This window comes from Sphingobium terrigena, assembly GCF_003591655.1.
In the GTDB taxonomy this organism is placed as follows: Bacteria; Pseudomonadota; Alphaproteobacteria; order Sphingomonadales; family Sphingomonadaceae; genus Sphingobium; species Sphingobium terrigena.
The window spans coordinates 1-26555 of the sequence record NZ_QVRA01000033.1 but is presented as its reverse complement, the minus strand read 5'-3'; the positions used below and the strand labels follow the sequence as shown (position 1 = coordinate 26555).

Here is a 26555-nt window from a genome sequence, read left to right as displayed (position 1 = left end):
GAGCGGCTCATGCCGCCTTGGGGGCCGCGTCCGCTGCTCCCTCGTGTTCGCGCCGCGGCAAGACGACGGTTGCCGAGCAATGGGGTTCATGATCCGACCATGTTGTCGGGCTTCGACCACCGTCCAGAGTCAAGGCCAATATTCTGTCTCCACGCCTGAGCAGCTTGGACACAGGATTGCGCGGCCGCGCCGGCCTGACGGCGTTAATGCTGGCGCGGTGACTTGGGCGATTGGCTTGCATTTCTTCGATTTATGGCAAGCACACACACGTCGCGTTACGTAATGTGCGCAGGACTTGCTGACCGGCGTCGCCTGAGCCAGGCCGCGCGTCGGCCGGATTCACGATGCTGAAATTGCTGAGGGCGGAACGCGTCAATCTCGTGCCAAGCTTGATCTGTGCGTGCGAGCGCTGGATCGCCAGGGGATCATCATCATTTATCGCGCGGTCGGGGCGATCCACGAAACTGTGGTCATTATGGCAACACCGACCATGACCAGACAGGCTGCGCCACCGAGCAGTTGCAGCCGCCGAGGAATGGGCTGGCCGTTCATCGCTTCGGAATCCGAGCCGAGCCATATCACCAGGGCAATAAGTGGGGCTGCAACAAAGCCGTTGACGACAGCACTCCATAGCAATGCCCTCATCGGATCGATCGAGGAGAAGTGCACAAGCACACCCAGCAACCCCGCGGCAGCAATTACGCCATAGAAGGCCTTGGCCCGCCCAGCGCTTTGCGCAAGGCCGGTCCGCCAACCAAATGCTTCAGAAACGGCATAGGCCGCAGAGCCGGCGAGCACCGGAATGGCGAGCATGCCGGTCCCGATGATTCCGACAGCGAAAAGCGCGAAGGCAAAATCGCCTGCAAGCGGTCGAAGCGCCTCGGCCGCTTGAGCAGCCGTATCAATCTGGGTGGTTCCAGCGACATTCAGAGTTGCGGCCGTCGTCACGATGATGAAGATGGCAATGACGTTCGAGAACAGCATTCCGAGCCAGCTGTCCAGTCGGATACGGCGCACTTGCCAGTCTGGCCCTGGCTCCGCATCACCAGCGCTGGCCAGGCCCGCTTCTTCGGCTTCCTGCGAGGCCTGCCAAAAGAAAAGATAGGGGCTGATCGTGGTGCCAAAGATCGCCGCCACCAGCATCCACGCTCCCGAGCCGGGCATGGCTGGTACTACAAGCCCGCGCAAGACCGAGCCCCAGGATACATGCACCACAAATGCCGTCGCCGCATAAGCCAGGAGCGCCAGGGTCATCCATCGCAAGAGCCGGGCATATCGCTGATAGTCCACAAACGTCTCGAGCAATGTTGAAGCAAGCGCAAAGACGATCACCCAGGGGTGCGGGGGACCGCCGCCTATGAGAGACATCGCCGAGCCCATTGCACCCAGGTCGGCCCCGAGATTGATGATATTTGCGATGAACAGGAGGAGGACAACGAGCCTTAGAACGGGTGATGGACAACGACGACGAATGGTTTCAGCCAGCCCGGCGCGGGTACTTCGCCCTATTCGACCACAGATCTCCTGCACGGCCGCGGCAAGCGGCCAGGTGAGAAGCATGGTCCAGCCAAGCATATATCCATAAGCCGCGCCGGCTTGCGCATAGGTTGCAATCCCGCTGGGATCGTCGTCGGCGGCTCCGGCAATAAATCCTGGGCCAAATATTTGGCGGATGCGTCGCAATCGGCGGGTGCGAGACGCCTTTGGGCGTGGAGCTTTCATCAAAGGGCCGTCCTGTTGGGAATCCGGCTCGCGCGCCAACGGGGTTCTCGTGCACGCTGGTCCCATTTTTCCAGTTCTTTGGTCGGCCGGTTACGGATCCTTGAGTTCGGTTTCGTGAATGTGGTCTGCGGGCAGCGGCATTTTCGCGCGAACGGACGTGGCGCGAGGAAAAGCTGTCGGGCAGCGCCCTTTCCAACTCCGGGAAATCCTCGAATTGCTCTTTCGGGCTGGAGTAAAGCGCGCGTAGCGACTGTTGCCGGTACACCCCTATGACGGGTCAATGGACCTTCACCATGCCGACACCCTTGATATTGTTGAATGAGTCGGTCTGGTGACACGCGAAGCACTGCTCCACGCGGGCGCTCTTCTCGCCGGTGATCGTCTTGTCCATCATTTCGAAGTGCATCATGTTATGGCTCGGCGGCGGCTTGTGGCACTGCGAACATTCGGTTGATTTGGGGCTGGGGTGGAGAAATCCGCTGATCTTCCAGCTGCTCGTGAGATGGCAGCTGGCGCAGTCCGTGCCGAAGAAGCCCTTATGCGTGTCCCGGGGGGCATGACAGGACTGGCAGTCGAGCCCCGCGGGATGGTTCATGCCACGCTGGGCGATCTTCTCGAGTACGGCATGATCCATGCGGACCGGCCGAATGTCTCTCCCCTGATGTTCGACATGGCAGCCGGCGCATTCCGTGACGTTAACGTGGAAGGCGGTCTCCGGCTTCATAAGCAATTCCGGCGCCGACGCATGGCAGGCAATACAGGTTTCGGCCTTGATCCCGCGATTGGGCGTGTGACAGCTCTCGCACTTGCCTTCGAGAAATGCATGGGCGTTCGATAGCGGCCCGGGTCGAACCGACGACGCCCATTGCGGCAGCGCGGTGCTGCCCGAGCGGTAGATGGTGAGGGGGACGGCGATCGCGGCGGCCACCGCGAGCGTCGCAAGGATCAGATAGACGATGGTCGTCCGGTTCATGGCCACCACCGCAGGCCGAAGTAGATGCTGCTCCAGATGTGCATCGTCAGCAATCCGTACATGATGATCGCCGCGACGATATGCACGACGATCCACCTGTCGAGCGTGGCCTTGATGACGTCGCGTGCGGTAATCGTGAATTCGAGATCGGCTATCGCGCCGAGCAGCGAGTCCAGCGGCAGTCCTGATGGATCAACGATGTTCTGACCGTGCAGATCGGCCGATACGGCCGCCAGGACGTCATAGCGGTCGCGCAGGACCTTGAGTTCCTTTTGCTGAAACCGCAATTCCTGGCCGACCTGCGCCAGATAATATCGGCCGATGAAGCCCGTGACGACGACTGTCAGCATCGCGATCACGAGGGCGATGCCGATCGGACTTTGAAACTTGTGCCCTGAATGGATAATCCCGAGCAGCGCGCCGATCGCGCCGGCATACACATGGAAACTGAGCAGTCCGCCAAGCGAGACGAGACGCTGCGTGCGCTGCTTGACCCACGCCTGCCGCTTCACGATGCTGTAGACGAGCAGGAGCACGAAAAGCAGGGCGGCGGCGATGCCGAACAGGCCTCCCGCCAGGCTCCCGGGGAACCGCGGCGCGGAATGCAGCAGGAAGGCCGGGACCAGCAGCGCAAGAGCGGTCAAGAGAGCGCCGACCGTTACTTTCTCGGTTTCGGTCATCTCAAGCGTCCACCACGAGATCGCCCACCGATTTTGCCTGGCAGGCGAGGATGATACCGTCGGCCTTCTCGTCGGCGGCGAGAGCGTCTTCCACTTCCATCGTCACTTGGCCCTGCCGCAGCGGGACCTTGCACCTTCCGCAGATGCCGACCCTGCATTCATAGTCGATGGCCACGCCAATGGCCTCCGCCGCCTCGAGCACGGACTGATCGGGTGCGAGTGCACCGCTTTTGCCGGACTTCGAAAAAGCGATCGTCGCCTGCGCGGAAGGAATGGCGGGCGGCGTCTGCGGGGCGGCCGATGCCGAGCTGTCGGTCGCGGTCTCCGCCGGTTCATCTTCAAGGACGGGTCCGCCCTTGGGGGGCGCGAATTCCTCCGTCTTTACCTGCTCCGCCGGCACCTTGAGCTGCGCAAGCGCCGCCTTCACCGCGTCCATCATCGGCGGCGGGCCGCACAGGTGAACGCGCCTGCTGGCGATTTCGGGAACGGAAGCGGCGATGAAATCGGCCGTCAAATAACCGGAAGGCCCGGCCCAGTCGGTCCCTTCGGGCTTTGCGACGATGGAGACGATGTGAAGCTTGTGGTGGCGCCGCGCCAGATAGTCGCATTCCTCGCGAAAGATCAGATCCGTCGGCGTGTTGACACCGTAGAGGAGGTAGATGTCGTGTTCATAGGAGCGGTCCGTCAGGCTGCGCAGCACACTCATCATCGGTGTGATGCCGACTCCGCCGGCGATCAGGACGATCCCCTCGGCTTCCTTGCCGGTGAAGAAGAACCGGCCCGCGGGCGCCGCAATCTCGAGAAGGTCGCCCGTAGCGGCATGATCATGGAGATGGCGCGATTCCAGCCCATATTGTTCGCGCTTGATCGTGAGCTCGATATAGTCGCGCTGTGTGGGCGACGACGAGATCGTGTAGGATCGTCGGACCTTCTGGCCTTCGATCTCCGAGGTGATCGAGGCATATTGGCCGGGCAGGAACGTGAACGGCATCGGCCCGCGGTTCGGTTCCATGAGCCGGAACGTCTTGACGCTCGGGGTCTCGTCGAAGATCGCGGTGATCCGCAGGACGCCTTTCCACAGGCGCGGCGCTGCCGGCGTGGCGCTGCCGGGCGTAGCTGCGCCTGCAGGAGCAGCGGGCGCCGGCACGATGGGGGCCGGGGCCGGAGAGGTGGCCGGACTGGCCGGTGGTGTAGCCCCGCCTGGTGCGAGCCGCTCCACCAAGCTTGCGATGCGGCGCAGCCGCGCCCATCGGAGTAGCAGCGCCGCAACCAGAGCCGCCGCCAGCAGCGCCATCGCGATCAGGTGCCACCAGGAAAGGCCCGCCAGCTCGTTTCCGTATGCCATCTGGTCGCTGACGGCAAAACCCGACTGGGTCTTGAACCAGCTCAGGGCAATCTGCCGGGGAGGGCGGCCCTCTTCGAGGCCCCTGAGCGCGCCTGCTCCGCTGTCCGCGAGTGCGAGGCCTTCGCGGGCGCCCCTGATCGCATCCTGGGCTCCTTTCGTGTCGTTCGACATGAGAGCGTGGTGAAGCCGGGCTTGCTCCGCGGTCAGGACCTCGGCGCCCGACCCCAGGCGGGCGAGAGCCGCGGCGCGTACCGTCCGTCGTGCCTCATCGGTCAGGACGGGCCAGTCCATCAGCGAGGGGTAGAAGGGTTTGGCGCCGCCGTTTCCACAGCATCCCGCCGGTCCCGCGCCCATTTTGGTACCCGGCGACGGCACCATCATCCCTTTCATCATCGCCGCCATGGGATCGGCAGCTTTCGCCGCGGCCGGAGCTGCTGCCCCCATCACGTTGCCCGCTGGCATCGCCGCTGGCGCGGCGGCTCCGCCCGCTGGATGATGCGACGCGTGCTCTGACTCGGCCATCTGCGCCGACGCTGGCGGTGATCCGGAGATCATCGCCAGCGCGAGTGCGATACCGCTCGTCCTCAAAGCCCGCGATAGCTTGAGGCCGGTGATGTTGTTGTGAGGGCGCGTCACCTGAGGACTTCCTTACATGTCATCCTTCATGGGCATCGGCTTGTCCGCGGGCATCGGCGCCGGCTTCGCGGTGGCGGGTTTCGCATGGCGGCGGTGCGGGGCTGCCTTGTGCTTGGCCATCGGCATCTTCTTCATGCCGCAGCATCCGGCCTTCTTTGCCATCGGAGGCATGGCCGCAGGCATCTTGTCGTCCTGCATCGGCATGCCGGCCATGCCTGGCATCGCGTCGTGCTTCTCCATGCCGCCTGCCGGCATCGACCCGTTGGCGGAGGGCGCAGACTGGGTCGACGGATGGCCGGTGGTTTGCCCCTGGGCCGAGGCGATGGCGGGCGACAGCACGATTGCACCCCCTAGGGCGAGCGCGCGCAAGCGGGAAGAACGCGTCATGATCATGATCAATACTCCATTGCTATGACCGGCCGAACATCCGGCTGGCAACGGCCCCGAGGGACCACAAATCGATTTTCGCCAATATACGTAGTTTCCTGTTTCCCCGGCGTTGTCGCCCGGGCGCCCGGAGCCGGCGCCGATGCTCAATCATCGCGCGGGGTTCCCGTCGCCCGCTGCCAGGGCCAACGACCCTTGATCTCGACCTCTAGCGAGAAACTCAGGAAGGTTCGTATCAGCACAATGCCGGCAAGGACCGCGAGACTGCTAAGCGTTGGCTGGATCGCGATAGTGTTGATGATGTCGGCCGCAACCAGGAATTCGAGTCCGAGAAGAATGGCTTCACCGAGGCTCGACCTGAAGTTGCCGACGACATGTTGGTCGATCGGACCTTTCAGGGATTGCTGCAGGAATCTGATCAGCGAAGAACCGGCGCCCACGACGATGATCGCCGTCCCGGTGACTTCGATGGCACGCGTGATCCAGTGGATGCCCTCCACAATGAGGCTCTCGGTCATCACGGACACCTGTGCATCACGTGGCGAACTCTGCGACCTCCCAATGCGACGAGGCGATCGGGTTCGCGTTCGATGATCACCATGCGTTTGTCAGGCCGCCCCGGGGCGACTGTCTCTGGCCGCGCCAGGGAATAAAAGATGATGTCACCGCGTTCGTACCACGTCCCGGTGGCCTGCGGTGCACGGTCGGGCAAACTGATCTCATTATAAGATCCATCCGCCCGGAACTCCCAGGCTGTACCGGTCTTGCACCCGGACCGGGCGTCGAATGACCAGATACCGATGAGATCCGTCTTCGAGCCCAAATGCTGACCGGGCAGATGCTCGGCAACAGAAGGCTGGGCCAGGCCGCCAACCGCAGCGATAACAGCCAAGGCTAAACTTGCTCGGCTGAGGAGCGCGCGCGCTTGGCGCCGACTTGCCCAAAGCAGCAGTAAACCCAAACGCTGCAAAACAGGTCTCATATGGACGCCTTCACTGCGCGGGCGGCATGAGGGTCGCCGTCGCCAGGTGGGCTTCCCCTGGGAATGCTCGCGAGATGCGCGAGGATCGGGCAATCCGCGATGGGAATGTCGATCGAGCATTGGGCGGACAGGGCGGACAGGGCGGTCTTGATGCGGGTCAGATCATCGATACGGGTGGTCGCTTCATTTATCTTGCTCTCGGTGATGGCCAGGACATCGGCGGTTGTCGCGGTGTCGGACGCGCGCAAATCGAGCAGGCTTCCGATTTCGCGAAGCGTGAAACCCAGCTGCTGCCCCTTGCGAATGAACCGCACGCGCTCGAGATCGGCGTCGCCATAGGTGCGGTAACCGGCAGAAGACCGGGCGGGCGGAGGAAGCAGACCGTTGCGCTCGTAATAGCGGATGGTATCGGGACGGATGCCGAGCGCACGCGACAGCTTTCCGATCGTGAAATATGTCATGGCGCGTCTCCGTTGCCGCGACCATTCGAAAGGTCGCGGCATTATTCCTTCGAATTGGTCTTGCTCAGGTCGGGCAGTGCCGGGGTTTTCAGCCTGCTCGGCTTACATATCCTTCATCGGGGCGGACTGACTGTTGTCGGGCGTGCTCGTAGGCGGGGCGCCATTGGGCATCATCGGCCCACCCCGGCGCATGTCGCTGTGGTCCATATCCTGACGGTGGCGCTCATCCATATCGGCCGCCGTGTTGTCGGTCCCGACAGAGTCCGTGGCGGCGGCGGTGTCGTTTTCAAGAGCGCCGGGCGCGCTTGCAGAGGCATTGGAGGCAGCCTGGTTTTGCGTGCCGTCCGTCTTCTTGCCGCACGCAGCAAGCGTTCCGAGAAGCGCAAGGGCTGTGAGCCCCGAGACGATCTTCCCGGACGTATTCGTGAGGTGAGTCTTCATGATGTGTCTCCGAATGAGAGTGAGCGGTCGAACGCAAATCCCGTCGGACGAGCTTGATAAGCGTGCTCGACCGACAGATCAGGGTGTCATTGCTGCTTGAGAATCTGCAGGCAGCGATCGTGCGAGAGATTCATCGGGTTGCGCCCCTGTCCCTTCATCTCGTTGTGATCATGGGGCGTCGCGAGACCCATATTGTCTTCCATGGCCTTGCAGCTCGCGATCTGCGCGCTAGTCGGCGGAAGGGTCGCGCAAGCGCCGAGCAGCGCCAGTGGTAGCAATCCCAGCGAGATAGAGTATTTCATGTTCAGTCCTTCCCTGTGCAGGTGGTGTGGTCCTCTCCCACGGACATTTGTTCTGGCTGATCTGCGGCCAATTGAGACAGCCGCCCGTCCCGAACCAGAAAGAGGATCGGGCAAGGGTCGCTTTCGGCTTCGTGCGAGGGCGCTTCACCCAGCTGCTCAAGGCCTGTTTCGATAAGCTTGAGCTGTTCCACCCTGACCAGTGCTTCGCGCAGTTTGACCCGCGTGACGGCGAGGATATCCGACCCGGCGAGGGCGTCTCCGGCCCGCACCAGCAGGAGCGCGTGCGTTTCGGTGAGGGTGTAACCGAGCCCCTGTGCAGCGCGAACGAACTTGATGCGTTCGACGTCTGCAGGATGATAGACGCGGTATCCTGCACTGGTCCGTTGCGGAGCGGGGAGCAGGCCGGTGCGCTCATAATAACGTATGGTGTCCTTTCGAACGCCGGCAGCCTCGGCCAGCTCACCGATTCTAAGCCGTGACATGGCAAGTCTCGGAGGCACAGTGCCGCTTGGACCTAGGTCCAGGGTCAAGAGAAATATTTGGACGTCGGTCGATCATCGCCGCTCTCCTGTCCGCTCAAAGGCCGCGCGACTTTTCGTCGCTTGCGGCCGCCATCAGGCATCATGGGGAGCGGCAAGCCCCTCCCCGGCACGCCCTTATTTCTTGCGGAGCTCGACGATGTCGTGAACTGCGGGAGCGCCGTCGGCGACGCTCACATGCGCAAAATGGTCGTCAAATATATGATCGACCCTGACGTGGCCGATGAGGTCTCGGCGATAAGCGGGGCCGCTTCCTTTGTAGCCGGAGCCGGGCAGCGTCTTCACGCGATAGACGTCAAGCACCTGTCCGACTGTCGCGCCATCTGCTTTGCCGACACACACGATCGTTCCGGTCGTGTCCTTGCCGATGATCGATCCACGCATAAAAAAGCTGTGGCCGATGCCGGTCGCCAGAGCGGGGACCGCGCCGGCGAGGGCGATACTCGCCATGGCCATCGATATTGACTTCTTGAAGCGCATCTCGATTCCTTTCAATTCATGTCTCGTGCACCCAGGCCGGTGTTCGTCGCTTGGTTGCGAGCGATCGTGCCGGTCTCGTTCTGCAGCGAGGTGGCGTTGATGGTGGGGACGGCGGTCGCCGTCCCCGCTGCCGACTTATTTCCTGCGGAGTTCGACGATGTCGTGGACCTTCGGCGTGCCGTCGGCGATGCTCACATGCGCGAAATGGTCATCGAAAATGTGATCGATCTTGACGTGCCCGACGGCCACGCGCCGGAAGCCCGCGCCGGGGGTCTTCGAAGGTCCAGGTGTGCTTTCCACACGGTAGACCTCGAGGACCTGGCCTACGGTCGCGCCGTCGGCCTTACCCACACAAACGACCGTTCCGGTCGTGTCCTTGCCGACGATCGATCCACGCATGAAAAAGCTGTGGCCGATGCCCTGGGCGTAGGTAGGCGCGGCGCCGAGCACGGCGAGGCCTGCAAGCGCGATGGTGATCTTCTTCTTGAGCAACATGGTGGAAGCCTCCTTGGCTGAGTTTACAAGACCCGCCGAGGAAAACTGGCGGTGAAGAACCTTTCTTCGCCACCAAGACTATGGACCCGGCTCCCGACTCAATATGCGTAATGTTACGAAGCCCCATCAAAGCTCCGGGCAAACCCCGTGCCAAAACGTCGTCGCACTAATCGCATCTTTTGATACGCTCCCGCTACTAGCGGGTTGTGCTCTGGCGATAAGGGGTACGCGTACTCGATGGCCTGTAAATTAGGGCGATTCTCGCGGTCCAGGGTGCCGTCGGGCGGTACAAGGATCAAATCACTCACGCCCGCAGTATGCAACAGGATCATCATAGCTGCTCGGGCCGCTCAAGGAATTGATAGCGACAAAGCCGGTCGACATCAGGGCGCCCTCAGAACTTGGCCGGTTAAGCGTCGCCGCCCAAGAGCCTGGCTGAACAATGCAGAGGTACGGCGCAGCGGAAACCCGGCTATGATCAAAGTTGAATGTCCATCCTCCCGGTCATACTCCAGGTGATCTTGGATCCCTTTGGGTATGAAGTGAGTTGCAGGCATGCCCCCTTGGCAGCCGAGGAGGGTGAGGAGCCTAGAGGTAGGACGGAGTCGGTCAATGGAAGACAAGAAGAATGGCATGGGCATAGGCATGGGCTATGGCCGGTTCGTGGCGATGATTGCGACGTCTACGGTCGTGATGTTCGGGCTGATGTATCTCAACACCTATGCGCTGAGCCATGTCCAGTTCAGCCAGACGCGCACCTGGATGGCGCTCGTCATGGGCGCGGTCATGGCGGTGATCATGCTCAGTTTCATGTGGGGCATGTACAAGAACACCCGCCTCAATATCGGCATCCTGCTCGGTAGCGCTGCCATTTTTGGTTTAGCGCTTTGGCTGGTGCGGAGCCAGGAAACGGTCGACGACGTCTCCTACATGAAGGCGATGATCCCGCACCACTCGATTGCGATCATGACCAGCGAGCGCGCGCACATCAAGGACCCCGAGGTTCGAAAGCTGGCCGATGGCATCATCGACGCGCAGGTACGCGAGATCGCCCAAATGAAACAGATGATCGCGCGCCTGCAAGCTAACCCGGCGCCGGATGGCGCTCCGGACCTGCCCTCCTATCGCGATCGCGGTGCGTCGCCCCCGCCACCGCAAACCGACGAAAGCACCGGAATAGATACACGAAAGCCGATTTCCTGAGGTGTGTTCTTCGAAGTAAACAGGATGGGCACATGATCGGGTACTGTCGGAAAGGCTTCGTCATGCGCATCTTGCTCAAATATCCAGCGATCGACGCTCTTCGCGAAAGAAGCAGGATGGTGGAAGTATGACCGACATCGAGCGCAGCGGTCCGAGTGGCGCCAAAGGCGCTTCTGAGATCGTCCTCGTCACCGGAGCGAGCGGTTTTATCGCCGCGGCCCTGATCGCCCGGCTCGGCGAGCGCTACACGGTCGTCGGTCTCGATCGCGCCGGTCCGCCCGAGCCACCACCGCCCGCCGCCGCTATCGACATTGATGTCGGCTCGGATGAAGCGGTTCACGCTGCGCTCGAGGAGGTTCGCGCGCGATACGGCAACCGCATTGCTTCCGTCATTCATCTCGCCGCGTATTATGACATTTCTGGCGATCCCAATCCGCTCTACGACAAGGTAACCGTCCAAGGGACACGGCGGCTGATCGACGGACTCCAGTCGTTCGATGTCGAGCAATTCGTCTTCGCCAGCACGATGCTGGTCCATAAACCGACCGCCACTCCGCAGGAGCGCATCAACGAGGAATCGCCGATCGGTGCCTCCTGGGCGTACCCGCAGTCCAAAGTCGACACAGAGGCGCTGCTGCACGAGCGTCACGGACGGATACCCGTCGTCTACCTGCGACCCGCAGGAGTCTATGCCGACGAGGGACGCTCAGCGTTCCTCGCACAGCAGATATCGCAGATCTACGAGCACCGCCTGATCTCGCATTTCTATCCTGGCATGCTGTGCGCGGCGCAATCATCGGTGCACCGCGATGACCTGGCGGAAGCCGTGGTGCGCCTGGTCGATCGGCGGCACGATCTTCCGTCTGAACTGCCCCTGCTCATCGGCGAACCCGATGCCCCCGGCTACGCCGAAATCCAGGACATCGTCGGCGAGGCGCTCCACGGCGAGGGCTGGAAGACGATCCGCATCCCGCAGCCGCTCGCGAAGGCTGGTATCGTTCTTCAGAACGAGGCACTCGGCGACGACGATTTCATCCAGCCCTGGATGATCGACAGCAGCAACGACCACTACATTCTCGATATCTCGCGCGCACGGTCGCTACTTGGATGGGAGCCGAAGCACAGTCTTCGCGAAACGCTTCCGACGATCGTTGCGGCGTTGAAGCGCCACCCGCGCGCCTGGTACCGGAACAACAAGCTCAACGAAAACCTCGTCGCCTGGAACGACAAGTCCGATCCGAAGCCGGCCGAGCTGGACCATAACCCGCCTGAAGCGGCAGCCGGCGCGATGCCCGGCATGGAGCACGGAGCTAAGGACCATGGCAACATGGATCATGCCGCTGTGGGGCACGGGGCTGGGGACATGGCGATGTCCAGCCACGGTGCACATGGCGATCACATGGCCATGATGGACCGCGACGAGCGCCGTGCGCGCTGGGCGCTCTACGCCAACATCGGCCTCGGTCTGTGGCTCGCCTCGAGCCCGCTCATCTACGACTCCATGACCGCGCAGCGCGTCGGTGAGGCGGCGCGGTTCGTAACGGTCGATCGCGGTCTGCCGTCGATCGAGTGGCGTGCAAGCGCGCTGGCCGTAAGCGATCTTGTCAGCGGGCTTGCCATCGCGCTGTTCGGTGCGCTGTCGCTTGTACCACGCACCAAGACGTGGGCTCAGTGGGCGGTCGCATTCGTTGGGATCTGGCTGCTGTTCGCGCCGTTGATCTTTTGGAGCCCGAGCGCGGCGCAGTACAACAACGATTTGCTCATCGGCTCGGCTGTGATCGCGCTGTCGGTGCTCGTGCCGATGATGCCGGGTATGAGCATGGCAGGGATGATGGACCCCAAGAACATCCCACCCGGCTGGACCTATTCCCCGTCTACCGATGCCCAGCGGCTGCCGATCGTCGTGATGGGTCTGATAGGTCTTCTTACCTCGCGCATCCTGACGGCATACCAACTGGGCCACATCGATAGCGTCTGGGAACCCTTCTTTGTCGGCTCGTTGAGCGATCCGCGCAATGGTACCGAGGAGATCATCACGTCTAACATGTCAAAGGCGTGGCCGATTCCCGACGGCGGTCTCGGCACCATCAGCTACGTGCTCGAGATCCTGATGGCGGTGATGGGCACCCGCGACCGCTGGCGCACGATGCCGTGGATGGTGACCTTCTTCGGCATCCTGGTCATTCCACTCGGCGTGGTCAGCATCTATTTCATCATCAGCCAGCCCATCGTCATTGGCACCTGGAGCACGCTGGCGCTGATCGCCGCCCTCGCCATGCTGATCATGATCCCTTTCGCGCTCGACGAGGTCATCGCCATGGGTCAGTTCCTTGTGTGGGCGAAATGCCGCGGCAAGCCGCTGATTCGCACCTTCTTCCAGGGCGACGCGAGCGAGGCCGGCAGTGAGGACGCCTCCGACCTGATGTCGTCGCCTGCCGCATTTTGGGCCGATGCAAAGCGGGGGCTGACCCTGCCGTGGACGCTGGCGGTCAGTATCGCGCTCGGCGCATTCCTCATGCTCACGCGGGTGACACTGGGCAATGAGGGCGCCATGGCGAACAGCGACCATGTCATTGGTGCCCTGGTCATCACCGTCGCGATCATCGCCACCGCCGAAGTTGCCCGCGCCGTGCGCTTCATCAATGGCGCGCTCGGCGCCTGGCTGGTTGCTGCCCCTTTCCTGCTGACGGGGGCCGGCCACCTGGGAACGATCGTTTCGGTGATCATAGGGCTCGCCCTCGTCGGTCTCAGCCTTCCGCGCGGCAAGCGCAGCGCTGAACATTATGCGAGCTGGGACAAATATGTGATCTGAGGGTCGCTCTGCTCGACGTGGAATTGAACAGGAAAAGATACGTCACGTCTGTTGGGAATGCGGGACTCCGAACGGTCAACTTACGGCCGTGCGACCGGGTCGCTGAGATGTGAAATGCGGCCTGCTCGGGTGCAATAATGCTTTTCGACTGCATAAATCGACGCGAGTGCGAGAGGTCCGCAAAGACCCTGGTTTGCCCATTCACAAACGCCGGTTCGTGATCGCCATGGTCATCCGTCGACCGTCTGCCATTTTTGAGGGGTAAGCGGTACTCGTGCGTAATATGAACAGTCGCCTTGATGAGTGAGTGCGGTGAAGGATGATATGAAACTGAAACTCGCATTATCGTTGATCCCCGCATCGGTGTCTGTCGCCAGCGCGGCGGCGACGCCTATCGTGGTTCACCGCGATCCGGGCTGTGGCTGCTGCGCGCAGTGGGCGGCGCAGGTGCGTAAGCAGTTCGGGCGCCAAGTAACCATCATCGACGATCGCCAGCGCTCCAGCTTCCAGCGGACCCAAGGCGTTCCTTCGGGCCTGTCATCCTGCCATACAGCGATTGTAGACGGCATGGCATTCGAGGGTCATGTCCCGATTACCGACATGAAGCGCGTCCTTGCCCAGAAGCCGCGCGGCGTGCGTGGACTTGCGGTTGCCGGGATGCCGATGGGCTCGCCGGGGATGGAAGTCCCGGGGCAACACGTGGACCCCTATAATGTCGTCGCCTTCGGTCCAGGTGGACAGCATGTCTTTGCGCGTCATGGCGGACGATGATGTCGTTGTTCTACGATAAGGACGGGTGTAAGAAGTAACGGCTGTGAAACGGGTACTGCATCTCTTCCTCCTGCTGGGAGCCTTGGTTGGCCTCATGGGCCAAGCGGCGGCCTATGCCTCTAACCCGGCCCCGGTTTCCGCGCCGATGGCGATTTCGGGAATGAGCGCAGATTGCATGAATGCGATGGCTCAGAAACAACAGCCCTCGGGCAAGCCCTGCAAGGGGCTGACGCTCGACTGCGTCGCATCAATGGGCTGTGTCGTTCCGATGGTTCTGCGCGACGCGCCGCGCGTCCCGGCATCGCCGGTGGCTCACGGAGCTATGGCATTCTGGACCACGACGTCGACCCTGCATGGCAGTGATCTGACCCCCGAGCCTGAACCACCGACTATCCTTGGCTGATCGACCACAGCCGTCAGGCTGACAGGATCGGTGCGCCTATCGCGCACTCAAACATCCTGTCCGATCTGCGGCTACCACGATGATTTGCCAAAGGATTACAGTCATGAAAAACCGTGTTTTCTACGCCCTGCTGGGCGTAGCCCTTGCCGCGCCTGCCGCCGCATTCGCCGGCCAGCCCGACCACAGCCAACAATCCGGTCATTATGAGTGGAAGTCGGTTCCCCAATATGGCCCGCGCGCCACGGGACCGGCTCAGCGGCGCGTCTGGGTGCCTGATACCGCGAAGATGGCCAACTGCGACTGCGACATGATGAAGATGAGCTCCGCGGATTGTATGAAGGAGATGCATGGCATGATGTCTCCGTCCGGCGCCTCGGCTGGCTAGCAGCAGGTTCTGGCCGCTTCAGGTCGCATAGACGGCTAGGCCAGCAGTGGCGGCGGGATACCCCTTCCTGCCGCCACTGACATGCCTGGTGTGCCACGCTTGCCTGAACCTCCGATCAGGAGATCTCCATGCGATTATTTTTGTGTATGCCGCTGTTAGCGGCAATCCCCGGCATTGCCTTCGCCGAGCCGCTCACCTTCGACGCGGCCCTCCAGCGCGCCCGGCAGGAAGCGCCGTCGCTCAAGGCGAAGGCGCTCGGTGCCAACGCCGCCCGTTCCGTGCGCGGCGCGGCCGGCGCCCTGCCTGATCCGACGCTTGCAGTTGGGATCGACAGTTTCCCGGTATCGGGACCGCTCGCGTTCGAGCCGCAGCGCGACAATTTCAGCATGGCGCGGGTCGGCGTGTCCCAGGACATTCCCAATCTCGCCAAGCGCCATGCGCAACAGGCGCGCGCCGACAGCGACATAAAGGCGGCCGAGGCTGATACCGCAGTCCAGGCGCGCACGGTCGAGGTTGGCACCGCGCTAGCCTGGATCAACTTGGCCTATGCCGAGCGCAGGCTCGCCGTGCTCGACGATATTCTGTCCGGTCTCGAGCGTGTGGTGGGAACGACGCCAGGTGCGGTCGCATCGGGAGGCGCGCGCCCGGCGCAGACCCTTGCAGGGCGCCAAGCCGTCGCCGCGATGCAGGATCGCCGCAGTGAACTCGTCTCGAACGTGGCGCGGGCACGCGCGACGCTAACCCGCTGGACCGGAGACCCCGCGCCGGAGATCGCCGGACCGATCCCCGATTTTGCGGTCGACGCAGCGGGTCTGCGCGCAGGACTCGACCGCCACCCCACCATCCAGATGATCGATGCCCAGGCCGGGCAGGCGGATGCCGATGTGCGCGTAGCCGATGCCGGCCGGCGTTCCGATTTTGGTGTCAACCTGGCCTACCAGCGCCGCGATCCCCGGTTCGGCGACTATGTCTCGGCCGGTGTGACAGTCAGCCTGCCGTTCTTCACGCGCAGTCGCCAGAATGCCGGGATCGCGGCAGCCCAGGCAAATGCCGGACGAGTGCTGGCTGAACGCGAGGCCTCGCGGCGCGCGCTCGCCGCCGACCTTGATGCGGATATCGCCGACCATGTCATGCACCATGAGCAATGGATGCGTGCGCAGAGCACACTGCAACCGCTCGCTGAGCAGCGCGTGAAATTGGAAACCGCCAGTTATGCGGCTGGTCGTGCCAGTCTCGTCGATATCGCCGACGCCTATGCCGCGCTGGCCGATGCCACCATCACGACTCTTGATCGTGAAGCCCTGGTCACCGCGGACGGTGCGCGGCTGACACTCACCTACCGGAGCGAAAATCGATGAGCCAGGTTATGATAGCCCGCGGGTGGCTCTTTGGCGCAGCTGCTGCTCTTGCGCTTGCTGCCGGCGGTCTCGGGTTCGCTCTAGCGGGCTTCCAGGGCACAAAAGATGGTGGGGCCGTAAAGCCGGCAGCGCGCAAAATTCTTTATTGGTACGATCCGATGATACCGGCCGAGCACCATGAGGGCCCCGGTCTCTCATCCATGGGGATGCAGACGATCCCTCGGTATGCGGACGAGGGCGGAGCAAGCGCGCAGGTGCCGGGCATTTCGGTCGACGCTTCCGCCTCGCAGGCGCTCGGTCTGCGGATCGCCACGGTGCAACGCGGCGAGCTGGCTAGCAGCCTCACCGCGACCGGCACAATCGACTTCAACCAACGCGATGTCGCGGTCGTCCAGGCACGCGCCGGGGGCTTCGTGCAGCGAGTCTATGGTCGCGCGCCGGGTGACGTGGTCGGCGCGGGGGCGCCGCTCGCCGATATCCTGGTGCCGGAGTGGGGCGGGGCGCAGGCCGAGTTTCTCGCGGTGCGCCGCACCGGCAACGCAGCACTGACCCAGGCGGCCCGCCAGCGACTCATGCTGCTTGGCATGCCGTCTGGCACCATCGCGTCGGTCGAGCGCGGCGGCCGTCCGCACAATGTCATCACGATCTCCACGCCGATCGGCGGCGTTGTCAAAACATTGGGCGTGCGGGCCGGCATGACACTGACGGCAGGACAGACGCTCGCAGAGGTGAATGGTCTCGGCACTGTCTGGCTCAATGCCGCCGTGCCCGAGGCGATCGCCGGACCGCTCAAACCCGGGCAAACCGTGCGGGCGACACTCGCGGCATTTCCCGGCGAGATCTTGTCAGGCCGCGTTTCAGCGATCCTGCCGCAGACGCAAGCCGACAGCCGGACGCTGACCGTCCGGATTGAGTTGCCCAACCGCAGCGGACGCCTGCGTCCCGGCATGTTCGCCACCGTGTCGTTTGGCGGAGTCACGCAACCGGCGCTGCTGGTGCCCTCCGAAGCGCTGATCCGTACCGGCAAGCGGACATTGGTGATGCTCGCGCTCGACAAGGGCCGCTATCGGCCGGCTGAGGTCCAGACCGGGCGGGAATCCGGGGGCCAGACTGAGATCCTGGCGGGCCTGGGCGAGGGTGAGAAGATCGTGGCGTCGGGCCAGTTCCTGATAGACTCCGAGGCGAGCCTGTCCGGAGTCCAGGCGCGGCCGATCGGGGGTGGCGCGCCCATAGCCGCCAATCCCGCCGTTATCGGCAGACTCTACGAGACTGTCGGCAAGATCGAGCAGATCACCGCCAATACGGTAACACTGAGTCACGAGCCGGTGCCGGCTATCGGCTGGCCAGCGATGACGATGACCTTCCAGCTTCCCGATCCTAAGGTCGCGCGCGGCCTCAAGACCGGCGATCGGGTCCGTTTCGGATTCGATCAACCTCCGGCTGGGCCGACGGTGCGTCGCATGGCGAAGGTAGCTGGCCAGTGATCGCCCATCTCATCCGCTGGTCGGTCAGGAACCGCTTCTTCGTTCTGATCGGCGTACTGGCGCTCATTGGCGTGGGCGTCTGGGCGGTGCGATCGACCGCGATCGACGCGCTCCCCGATCTCTCCGACACGCAGGTCATCATCCGCACCAGCTACCCCGGCCAAGCGCCGCAGATCGTCGAGAACCAGGTCACCTATCCGCTGACCACGACCATGTTGTCGGTTCCCGGCGCGAAGACGGTGCGCGGCTATTCCTTCTTCGGCGACAGCTTCGTCTATGTGATCTTCGAGGACGGCACAGATCTCTACTGGGCCCGGAGCCGCGTGCTGGAATATCTCAATCAGGTGCAGGGGCGGCTGCCGGCAAGCGCCCGCAGCGCGCTGGGACCGGACGCCACCGGGGTTGGCTGGGTCTATGAATATGCGCTGGTCGACCGCACCGCCCGCCACGACCTGTCGCAGCTCCGCGGGATTCAGGACTGGTTCCTGCGCTACGAGCTGAAGACCGTGACCGGCGTCGCTGAGGTGGCCAGCATGGGCGGCATGGTCAAGCAGTATCAGGTGCTGCTCGATCCGGTGAAGCTGGCCGCTTATGGGATCACCCATCAGCAAGCGGTCCAGGCGATCAGCCAAGCCAATCAGGAAGCGGGCGGCTCGGTGCTGGAGATGGCCGAAGCCGAATATATGGTTCGCGCCTCGGGCTATCTGAAGACGCTCGACGATTTCCGGGCGATTCCGCTCAGGACCGGCGCCGGTGGCGTGCCCGTGCGGTTGGGCGATGTCGCCACCATCCAGATCGGCCCGGAGATGCGACGCGGCATCGCCGAGCTGAACGGCGAAGGCGAGGTCGCCGGTGGCGTGGTGATCCTGCGTTCGGGCAAGAACGCGCGCGAAACGATCGCCGGAGTCAAGGACAAGCTCACCGAACTGAAAAAGAGCCTGCCACCCGGCGTCGAGGTGGTGACGGTCTACGATCGTTCGCAGCTCATTGATCGCGCAGTCGAGAATCTCACCCACAAGCTGGTCGAAGAGTTCATCGTCGTCGCCATCGTCTGCGGCCTGTTCCTCTGGCACGTCCGTTCAGCGCTGGTCGCGATCCTCACTCTTCCGCTGGGGGTGCTGGCGGCGTTCGTCGTGATGCGCTTCCAGGGGGTGAATGCCAACATCATGTCCTTGGGCGGCATCGCCATCGCGATCGGCGCGATGGTCGATGCGGCCGTCGTCATGATCGAGAATGCCCACAAGAAGATCGAGCACTGGGAACAGGATCATCCGGGCAAGCATCTCGAGGGCGAGATGCGCTGGATTGTCATCACCGAAGCCGCCGCAGAGGTTGGCCCCGCCCTGTTCTTCAGCCTGCTGATCATCACGCTCTCCTTCATTCCCGTGTTTACACTCGAAGGACAGGAAGGGCGGCTGTTCGCGCCGCTCGCTTTCACCAAGACCTACGCGATGGCGTCGGCGGCGATCCTATCGGTGACCTTGGTGCCGATCCTGATGGGTCTGCTGATCCGCGGGAAGATCCCGCCCGAGCAATCCAACCCGGTCAACCGCTGGCTCACCAACATCTACCGGCCCGCAATCGACTGGACGATGCGGCGGCCCAAGACGGTACTGCTTATCGCGGCTCTGGTGTTCGCGACCACGGCCTGGCCGCTCACCCACCTCGGCGGTGAGTTCATGCCCAATATGGACGAAGGCGACCTGCTTTACATGCCGTCAGCACTGCCCGGGTTGTCGGCGGCGAAAGCGTCGCAACTGCTCCAGCAGACCGACCGGTTGATCAAGACCGTGCCCGAAGTCGAGAGCGTATTCGGCAAAGCCGGACGCGCCGAGACCGCCACCGATCCGGCGCCGCTGGAGATGTTCGAGACGACCATTCAGTTCAAACCCCGCGACCAATGGCGGGCGGGGATGACACCCGACAAGCTTGTTGAAGAACTGGATCGTACGGTGAAACTCCCCGGCCTCGCCAATGTCTGGGTTCCGCCAATCCGCAACCGCATCGATATGCTGGCGACCGGCATAAAGAGCCCGATCGGGGTCAAGGTGTCGGGGTCCGATCTCGTCCAGCTCGACCGGATCGCCCATGATGTCGAGACGGTGGCGAAGACCGTGCCCGGCGTCAGTTCGGCGCTGGCCGAGCGGCTGACCGGTGGGCGCTATGTCGATGTCGACATCGATCGGGCTTCCGCCGCCAGGTTCGGGCTCAACATCACCGATGTGCAGGCGATCGTTTCGGGTGCGATCGGGGGCGAGACGATTGGCGAAACGGTCGAAGGCCTAGCCCGCTACCCGATCAGCGTGCGCTACCCGCGCGAGGTGCGCGACAGCCTGGAAGGCCTCCGCACGCTCCCGGTCCTGACGCCATCGGGGCAGCAGATCACGCTCGGCACGGTCGCGAACATATCGATCGCTGAAGGGCCGCCGATGCTCAAGACCGAAAATGCGCGCCCCTCCACCTGGGTCTATGTCGATGTTCGCGGGCGCGATCTCGCCTCCGTCGTCGGCGATCTCCAGCGCGCGGTGGCGAAGCAGGTCAAGCTCTCGCCGGGCGTCAGCATCGCCTATTCCGGCCAGTTCGAATATCTCGAGCGTGCGGTCGACAAGCTGAAGCTGGTTGTGCCTGCAACGCTGCTGATCATCTTTGTGCTGCTCTACATGATCTTCGGCCGGTTCGATGAAGCCGCGCTGATCATGGGCACGCTGCCGTTCGCGCTCACAGGGGGCATCTGGATTCTCTATTTGCTAGGTTTCAACCAATCGGTCGCGACCGGCGTCGGGTTTATCGCGCTCGCCGGCGTTTCGGCCGAGTTCGGCGTGGTGATGCTGATCTACCTCAAGAACGCACTGGAAGAACGCGGCGCCGGTCCCGATGCTACTCAGGTCGAGGCTGCGGTGCGCGAAGGTGCGCTGCTCCGCGTCCGGCCTAAGGCGATGACGGTCGCGGTTATCCTCGCCGGCCTGCTGCCGATCCTATTGGGATCTGGCGCGGGCTCGGAAGTGATGAGCCGGATCGCCGCGCCGATGATCGGCGGCATGCTCACCGCGCCGCTCCTGTCCATGTTCGTACTTCCTGCGGCCTATCTTCTGCTCCGGCGGCCGAAGAGCAAGCCCACACCTCAACCTCTTATTTCATGAAGGAGAAGACCATGAAGCATGCACGACTGACTATTGCCCTCGGCCTCGCCGCCTTGACCGCTGCGTGCGGTAAGAAAGCGGAAACGCCGGTTGCGGCCGAGACCAACCAGGCGGCGCCCGCCGCCGCCATGAGCGGTGACATGGGCAATATGGCGATGGCACCAGCTGCCACTGCGCCGATCATGGCCAAGGGTCATGGCACGGTCACCGCGATCGACAAGACCGCTGGCACGATCACGCTCGACCATGGCCCGATCCCGGAAGCCAACTGGCCGGCAATGACCATGGCGTTCAAGGCCGCGCCTGCGATATCCGACGCGGCGAAGGTGGGCGACAAGGTCGATTTTGATGTCACGCTTGTGGGCAGCGCCGGTGAGGTAACAGCGATCCAAAAGAAGCCTTAAGCAGGGGATTTTATAAGGCCCATTAAAGGCTAATTAACCTCGTTCCTTCACGCTTCAGCCATGAGAAAATCACAGGTTGAGCGCGAAACGCAGATCAAAATTGGAAGAACCGAGCGGTGGCAGTCGTGATTGCCACCGCCTTCGGTTGCGTGGCGCTTTTTTGCGTCATTATCTGGCCGTTCTTCAGCGACTACAGGACAGTCGTAAAAATTCAGAGCGTGGGTGCTGCCGCGTTTGCGGTGTATTTTTTAATGTTGGGATCGCCCACTGCGGCGGTGGCATGCCTCATTTCTTGCGCGCAACTCCTCGTCTCGGCATCGGTGCGTGACCGCTATGTCGTCGTGCGACTCTATGGGGCCAGCCTCATTGTGTTGTCCTTCCTATCGGTCATAACATGGCACGGAATACCATCCGCGCTGGCGTTGACCGGCAGTTCGCTGGGTAGTCTGGCCCGCTTGCAGACATCGACGACGCGTATGAAGGGTCTGTTCCTCGTGGGGGCTCCATTTTGGCTCGCCCATAATTTGATCGTTGGAGCCATGTTCGCGTTGGGAACAGATGCGGTATCGTTGTCGTCAAACCTTGCAAATTTGTTGAGGCTAATGGTGCGCCGCTGGAGAACGTTTCCATTCAGCCCTACGCCCAGCGGTGCCGTCGAGACGCCCGCCGGAATATTTGCTCAGGGGAGAGCAGTCTAGACATTGGGCGCTCAGTCGCCTCGCGAACAGCGCTAGAGCAGAATCCGATCACTCTTGTTCATATCCGGCGGTAGAGAAGTAGTTGGCGCATTCCATTGGGGTGAAGCGCGGCAGGACGTCGCGGATCGCATCCCACAGGTCGGCAACAGTTCGTGCGGCAGCCTTGCGCAGGATTGCCTTGAGTTTGGAAAAGGCCATTTTGATCGGATAGAGGTGGCCGAACAAAACTGCACAGTGCGATAAGTGGATTTTCTGCCTGGCGGCCATGGGGGCCGCGTGACAGGAGTAGAGATGAGCAAACGACCCCGCCAGAAGCACAGCCCAGCTTTCAAGGCAAAGGTGGCATTGGCCGCCGTTAAGGGCGAAAGACGCTGCCTGAACTGGCGCAGCAGTTTGACGTTCACCCTAATCAGATCACGCAGTGGCGTGGTCAGCTTCTGGAAGGGGCTGCCGGTGTATTTGGCAGTGAGACGCGGAGCGAGGAGATGGAGTCGACGATTGACCTGAAGACGCTCCACGCCAAGATTGGCGAACTGACGCTGGTGAACAATTTTTTGTCAGGGGCTCGGGAAGGCGGGACTATTGCCGAGCACAAAGCGATGATCGATCGTTCGCACGCTTTGCCGTTAGGACGGCAGGCCCGGGAGCTGGAGATCAGTCGCGGCCGCATTTATTACCTGCCCAAGCCGGTGTCGGCTAACGATCTGGCCATCATGCGGCGGATCGACGAGCTGCATATGGAGTTCCCATTCGCCGGCGGTCGGATGCTGCGCGATCTTCTCCGGCAGGAGGGCATTGCGATCGGTCGTCAGCCTGTCGAACGGCTTCACATCCGCCGCCTGAGCGGGGTGGCCACCCCGCTCAGGCACCTCGTGAATACACCATTTTCCACAGACAAACTTGTCGAAGGGCCAGCGCCCGGACACAAGAATTACCCCTATTTGCTGCGGCGATAGTTCAGGGGCTTGTGAGGTGTACCGTTGAAGCGATCAGCAACGGCCTGGATTTCCCTATCCAATAGCAACGCCAGGTCCGTTTCAGAGCCCGATTCAGAAGTTCGTCAAATTTGTGTTGCGCGACGATCAGGGGTTCTTCCGCATCTTTGGTGCAGTCTGCTCGAGGAAGCCTTTGGAGGCCTGATCGATGATCAGGCGGCCAGCAACACTCGCTGTCGCAGGAGTTGGTAGTTTGCTCGTCCGTACATCTGCCGCTTTATGGCTTTGACTCTACTGATCTGACCTTCGACCGGGCTCGTCGTCCAACGGGTCGTGATCCCGCCCCTGACTGCATCAATGTCCCGTGTGATGCCGCCCGCAAAGCTGCTAAGTTCACTGTCAGTTGCCTGTTCGAGCCATTTATCGAGCGCGGATACGTCCTTGCCGCCAAGAAGCGTGACGAACTGAACAGCCAGCGCATTGCCTCGCCTGAATTGCTCCCGATTGTTGTCCAGTTGCCTCATCTAAAATGCTCCCGACGGTGGCAGGGAGTAAACGATGAGGAAGGTGAGCATGGCGACGCGGAGAGAATTGGTTGAAGCGGTTGGCGAGCGGTATCGCGCGGCTGATCGAACGAGCAAGGGCAAGGTTCTCGACGAGTTCGTCGCAGTCACAGGATTGCACCGCAAGCATGCGATGCGGATTTTGCGAGGGAAGGCGCCGTCGCGGCAGACGGCGCGTCCCGAGCGCAGGATTTATACCGAGGCGGTGCGAACCGCGCTGATCCTATTGTGGGAAGCGAGCGACCGCCTCTGCGGTAAGCGGTTGCGGCCACTCATACCGATCCTGATTGAGGCCATGGAAGGCCATGGCCATCTTGACCTGGAACCTGCGATCAAGGCGAAGTTGTTGCAGATGAGCGCAGCGACGATCGACCGGGCGTTGAAAACCGTGAGGGAAAGCAGTCCGAGGCTGCGGCGGCGGGGTGTGGCAGGATCCGAACTGACCCGGCTAGTTCAACAGCGCACCGAACTGGTCAACATGCTGCGCGCTTTTCTTTACGAGCTCGGTCATGTGGTGCCGCAAGGCGTCAATAATTTGCCCCGGATCGCCGCGATCATCACCGAGTCCAACAGTGATCTGCCTGAGATTGCCCGGATTGAATGCCGCGATTTGCTGGAGCAGATCGAAGCAATGACCGTGCGGATTGCGACAAGCGACCGCCGGATCAAGGACCTGGCAGGACAAGCAGACATGGCCCGAAGGCTACAGACCATGCCCGGAGTGGGGCCGATGCCGGCTTTGGCGGTCGAAGCGTTTGCCCCGCCAATGGAGAGCTTCAAATGCGGCAGGGACTTCACCGCTTGGCTGGGATTGGTGCCGAAACAGCATTCGAGCGGAGGCAAGACACGTCATGGCCGTGTCTCCAAGGCTGGGCAAAGCGACATTCGGCAGCTGCTTATCATGGGCGCAATGTCGCGATTGAACTGGATGGGCCGAAAATCGATCCCAGAAACACCGTGGCTAGCCCGCATGCTGGCGCGCAAGCCACGGATGCTGGTGGCAATCGCCTTGGCCAACAAGATGGCCCGGATGATCTGGGCGATGTTGACGAAACAGGAAGATTATCGAACCCCGGCAACGGCAATCGCCGCCTGATAGAAAGGCTGCGCAAGGCCCCAGCTGGCAAGGGGGAGTGAGAAGGCGACGACCCGAATGGGCAAAATGATCGAACAGATCTGGATCAGGAAAACCAGTTAAGAGTCCCGAGCTTCGAGCTCGTGAATCAGATTTGGACCTGATCCGCGGATCACCATACCGGCCAGCGTCTTCTGGAAAACGCTGCAATCAAAGGCCTGACAGAAGACCGCGCTCGATCACCTGTTCACCGGTTCAGAAACTTCTTGCCTCACGGGCGGCAACCACAGAGGTCTCTCAGACGGCAGGAAGCGCCGTATGCGACCGTAGCTGTTTTCCACGCTGCCCTTTTGCTAGGGTGCCGATGGCAGAAAGGAATAGCTCGTCGTCGCGAGTTTCTTTTGGAGTGTCGGTGTTTCCTTGAAATGCAACTGCAACTTTCGAGTACGCATTACTATTGCGAAGCAGTTGCATATATTATAGGGCGGCGCACACATTGAGAACGATTCGCAAGGGGGGTGAAATGAAAAAAAGTACATTGAGCGGCGCGTTAGGCCTTGGATTAATGGCCGTGCCCGCAGCGGCCCAGGATCAGCCAGCTCCCCCGACGACGGATGCCCGCCAAACAATCATCGTCACCGGCGTCCGGGACGGCTACCAGGTCGATGCGACCAGCACCGCCACCCGCACTCCGACCAGTCTCAAGGACGTTCCACAGGCGGCATCGATCATCACCGAGGCGCAGATTGACGATCAAGCTATGCGCTCGATCGCCGACGTGCTTCGCTATGTCCCCGGCGCGGTGATATCTCAGGGTGAGGGTCACCGCGATCAGATCATTCTGCGCGGCAACAACAGCACCGCGGACTTCTTTGTCGATGGCCTGCGTGACGACGTGCAATATTACCGCGGCCTCTACAACGCAGAGCGGATCGAGGTCCTGAAAGGTCCCAACGCAATGATCTTCGGGCGCGGTGGTGGGGGTGGGATCGTCAACCGCGTCACCAAGCGCCCCGGTGCCAACGCCTTCATCAGTAGCAGCGGTTCGGCGGATACATATGGCGCATGGTATATCGACACCGACATCAACCAACCGATCAGCCAGTCCGCCTCGGCTCGACTGAACGCCGTCTATGAGGAGTTCAACAGCAACCGGGACTTCTACGACGGACGCCGGCTCGCGATCAATCCGACCTTTGCCGTATCGCTAGGCGGCACCACACGGATCGACCTGGGCTTCGAATACAACAATGACAAGCGCACGATCGATCGAGGCGTTCCCTCGGCTACGCAAGGCTCTCTGACGAGCCCGTCACGCCCCCTTGCCGGTTTTCGCGATACCTTTTTTGGTGTGCCGGGATTCAACGTCAGCGATTTCGAGGCTAAGGTCCTGAGCGGGCGCATCGAGCATCGGTTTAGCGACAACCTGACCGTAACCAGTCGGGTCCTCTACGGAGATTATGACAAGCTCTATCGGAACGCCTTTGCGGTAACCCCGGCCACCCCGCGCGACGCCGTCCAGAGCGTCGGCCTCGAGGCATATAGCGATCCCACGACGCGCAAGAACCTGCTCAACCAGAACGATCTCGTCTGGACCGTCACCACCGGCCCCGTCCGCCACGTGCTGCTCGCCGGCTTCGAATATAGCGATCAGCGCACGCGCAACCAGCGGATCAATGGCTTTTTCGGAAGTGGTGATATCGTCAATGGAGGGCGGCGCGTCTTTGTGGCATTGGCTGACCAAATCACGGTGCCGCTAGTCACGCTGCGCACCACCGCCAACACCGGCTACCGGTCTATCCGGACAAATGCCGACGCCACGGCCTTCTATGTGCAGGACCAGATCTCGATCGGCGAACATGTCGATGTCATCGGCGGCGT

Annotated in this window: 25 protein-coding genes and 3 pseudogenes; 13 read left to right on the top strand and 15 right to left on the bottom strand. The window is 62.1% G+C overall.

Features of this window, described 5'->3' with window-relative positions; translation table 11 throughout:
- Positions 1-435: 435 nt before the first annotated feature.
- The 13 genes from D0Z70_RS21655 to D0Z70_RS21595 form a co-directional block, all read right to left on the bottom strand.
- Positions 436-1761 carry an NRAMP family divalent metal transporter gene (locus tag D0Z70_RS21655; protein WP_226949255.1) on the bottom strand — a complete coding sequence of 442 codons (1326 nt, stop codon included), beginning with the start codon at positions 1759-1761 and terminating at the stop codon, positions 436-438.
- A 238-nt stretch (positions 1762-1999) separates the two neighbouring features.
- The gene (locus D0Z70_RS21650) at positions 2000-2695 is read right to left on the bottom strand and encodes a cytochrome c3 family protein (RefSeq protein ID WP_024018501.1); all 696 of its coding nucleotides are present in this window, start codon (positions 2693-2695) and stop codon (positions 2000-2002) included.
- A complete protein-coding gene (locus tag D0Z70_RS21645; RefSeq protein WP_024018502.1) occupies positions 2692-3375 on the bottom strand; it encodes an iron reductase in 684 nt (227 codons plus the stop codon). The genes D0Z70_RS21650 and D0Z70_RS21645 overlap by 4 nt, the downstream gene beginning before the upstream one ends.
- Before the next feature lies 1 nt (position 3376).
- Positions 3377-5356, bottom strand: coding sequence for an FAD-binding oxidoreductase (locus D0Z70_RS21640; RefSeq protein WP_024018503.1), 1980 nt, complete (start codon positions 5354-5356; stop codon positions 3377-3379).
- A 12-nt stretch (positions 5357-5368) separates the two neighbouring features.
- A complete protein-coding gene (locus D0Z70_RS21635; protein ID WP_024018504.1) occupies positions 5369-5749 on the bottom strand; it encodes a hypothetical protein in 381 nt (126 codons plus the stop codon).
- Positions 5750-5889: 140 nt separating this feature from the next.
- Entirely contained in the window at positions 5890-6261 is a 372-nt protein-coding gene (locus tag D0Z70_RS21630) for a DUF1622 domain-containing protein (RefSeq protein WP_024018505.1), read from the bottom strand.
- Positions 6261-6725, bottom strand: a complete 465-nt coding sequence (locus D0Z70_RS21625) for a hypothetical protein (protein WP_031308715.1) — start codon at positions 6723-6725, stop codon at positions 6261-6263. Before D0Z70_RS21625 ends, D0Z70_RS21630 begins: the two co-directional genes overlap by 1 nt.
- Positions 6722-7186 carry a heavy metal-responsive transcriptional regulator gene (locus tag D0Z70_RS21620; protein WP_024018507.1) on the bottom strand — a complete coding sequence of 155 codons (465 nt, stop codon included), beginning with the start codon at positions 7184-7186 and terminating at the stop codon, positions 6722-6724. The genes D0Z70_RS21625 and D0Z70_RS21620 overlap by 4 nt, the downstream gene beginning before the upstream one ends.
- A 102-nt stretch (positions 7187-7288) precedes the next feature.
- Positions 7289-7627, bottom strand: a complete 339-nt coding sequence (locus tag D0Z70_RS21615; RefSeq protein ID WP_024018508.1) for a hypothetical protein — start codon at positions 7625-7627, stop codon at positions 7289-7291.
- A gap of 86 nt (positions 7628-7713) precedes the next feature.
- A complete protein-coding gene (locus tag D0Z70_RS21610; protein ID WP_024018509.1) occupies positions 7714-7929 on the bottom strand; it encodes a hypothetical protein in 216 nt (71 codons plus the stop codon).
- 2 nt (positions 7930-7931) lie between these two features.
- The gene (locus tag D0Z70_RS21605; protein ID WP_082679233.1) at positions 7932-8411 is read right to left on the bottom strand and encodes a MerR family transcriptional regulator; all 480 of its coding nucleotides are present in this window, start codon (positions 8409-8411) and stop codon (positions 7932-7934) included.
- A gap of 174 nt (positions 8412-8585) precedes the next feature.
- Positions 8586-8948, bottom strand: a complete 363-nt coding sequence (locus tag D0Z70_RS21600) for a hypothetical protein (protein WP_024018511.1) — start codon at positions 8946-8948, stop codon at positions 8586-8588.
- Positions 8949-9083: 135 nt separating this feature from the next.
- Positions 9084-9443 (bottom strand): hypothetical protein, encoded by a 360-nt coding sequence (locus tag D0Z70_RS21595; protein WP_024018512.1) that lies wholly within the window; start codon positions 9441-9443, stop codon positions 9084-9086.
- Positions 9444-10088: 645 nt separating this feature from the next.
- Here D0Z70_RS21595 and D0Z70_RS21585 point away from each other — a divergent pair.
- From D0Z70_RS21585 to D0Z70_RS21540, 10 genes are all read left to right on the top strand, one after another.
- Complete coding sequence (locus D0Z70_RS21585; protein ID WP_037529695.1) at positions 10089-10646, top strand: DUF305 domain-containing protein; 558 nt, start codon at positions 10089-10091, stop codon at positions 10644-10646.
- A gap of 127 nt (positions 10647-10773) precedes the next feature.
- Positions 10774-13458, top strand: coding sequence for an NAD-dependent epimerase/dehydratase family protein (locus D0Z70_RS21580; RefSeq protein ID WP_024018514.1), 2685 nt, complete (start codon positions 10774-10776; stop codon positions 13456-13458).
- A gap of 324 nt (positions 13459-13782) precedes the next feature.
- Complete coding sequence (locus D0Z70_RS21575; protein ID WP_088181968.1) at positions 13783-14229, top strand: DUF411 domain-containing protein; 447 nt, start codon at positions 13783-13785, stop codon at positions 14227-14229.
- Between the two features lie 184 nt (positions 14230-14413).
- On the top strand, positions 14414-14632 hold the full coding sequence (locus tag D0Z70_RS25565; protein ID WP_239019073.1) for a hypothetical protein: 219 nt from the start codon (positions 14414-14416) through the stop codon (positions 14630-14632).
- Positions 14633-14735: 103 nt separating this feature from the next.
- Positions 14736-15017, top strand: a complete 282-nt coding sequence (locus tag D0Z70_RS21565) for a hypothetical protein (RefSeq protein WP_024018517.1) — start codon at positions 14736-14738, stop codon at positions 15015-15017.
- Between the two features lie 128 nt (positions 15018-15145).
- Positions 15146-16375 carry a TolC family protein gene (locus D0Z70_RS21560; protein ID WP_119749998.1) on the top strand — a complete coding sequence of 410 codons (1230 nt, stop codon included), beginning with the start codon at positions 15146-15148 and terminating at the stop codon, positions 16373-16375.
- Positions 16372-17859 (top strand): efflux RND transporter periplasmic adaptor subunit, encoded by a 1488-nt coding sequence (locus tag D0Z70_RS21555; RefSeq protein ID WP_024018519.1) that lies wholly within the window; start codon positions 16372-16374, stop codon positions 17857-17859. Before D0Z70_RS21560 ends, D0Z70_RS21555 begins: the two co-directional genes overlap by 4 nt.
- The gene (locus tag D0Z70_RS21550; protein WP_119749996.1) at positions 17856-20999 is read left to right on the top strand and encodes an efflux RND transporter permease subunit; all 3144 of its coding nucleotides are present in this window, start codon (positions 17856-17858) and stop codon (positions 20997-20999) included. Before D0Z70_RS21555 ends, D0Z70_RS21550 begins: the two co-directional genes overlap by 4 nt.
- A gap of 11 nt (positions 21000-21010) precedes the next feature.
- Entirely contained in the window at positions 21011-21403 is a 393-nt protein-coding gene (locus tag D0Z70_RS21545; RefSeq protein WP_182914071.1) for a copper-binding protein, read from the top strand.
- A 125-nt stretch (positions 21404-21528) separates the two neighbouring features.
- Positions 21529-22101 carry a YgjV family protein gene (locus D0Z70_RS21540; RefSeq protein ID WP_239019072.1) on the top strand — a complete coding sequence of 191 codons (573 nt, stop codon included), beginning with the start codon at positions 21529-21531 and terminating at the stop codon, positions 22099-22101.
- Positions 22102-22149: 48 nt separating this feature from the next.
- Here the strand turns inward: D0Z70_RS21540 and D0Z70_RS24695 are convergent.
- Positions 22150-22308: pseudogene (locus D0Z70_RS24695) on the bottom strand (IS630 family transposase); the annotation flags it as partial.
- 84 nt (positions 22309-22392) lie between these two features.
- Between D0Z70_RS24695 and D0Z70_RS25560 the strand changes: the two are divergent.
- Positions 22393-23051: pseudogene (locus tag D0Z70_RS25560) on the top strand (transposase); the annotation flags it as partial.
- A 197-nt stretch (positions 23052-23248) separates the two neighbouring features.
- On the opposite strand, the pseudogene D0Z70_RS21530 reads toward D0Z70_RS25560, so the two are convergent.
- A pseudogene (locus D0Z70_RS21530) lies at positions 23249-23518 on the bottom strand (transposase); the annotation flags it as partial.
- A 76-nt stretch (positions 23519-23594) separates the two neighbouring features.
- Between D0Z70_RS21530 and D0Z70_RS25730 the strand changes: the two are divergent.
- Both D0Z70_RS25730 and D0Z70_RS21520 read left to right on the top strand, forming a co-directional pair.
- Positions 23595-24695 (top strand): IS110 family RNA-guided transposase, encoded by a 1101-nt coding sequence (locus tag D0Z70_RS25730; RefSeq protein WP_119749994.1) that lies wholly within the window; start codon positions 23595-23597, stop codon positions 24693-24695.
- A gap of 502 nt (positions 24696-25197) precedes the next feature.
- Positions 25198-26555, top strand: a 1358-nt coding sequence (locus D0Z70_RS21520; RefSeq protein ID WP_182914070.1) for a TonB-dependent receptor plug domain-containing protein, incomplete at its 3' end; no start/stop codon positions are given.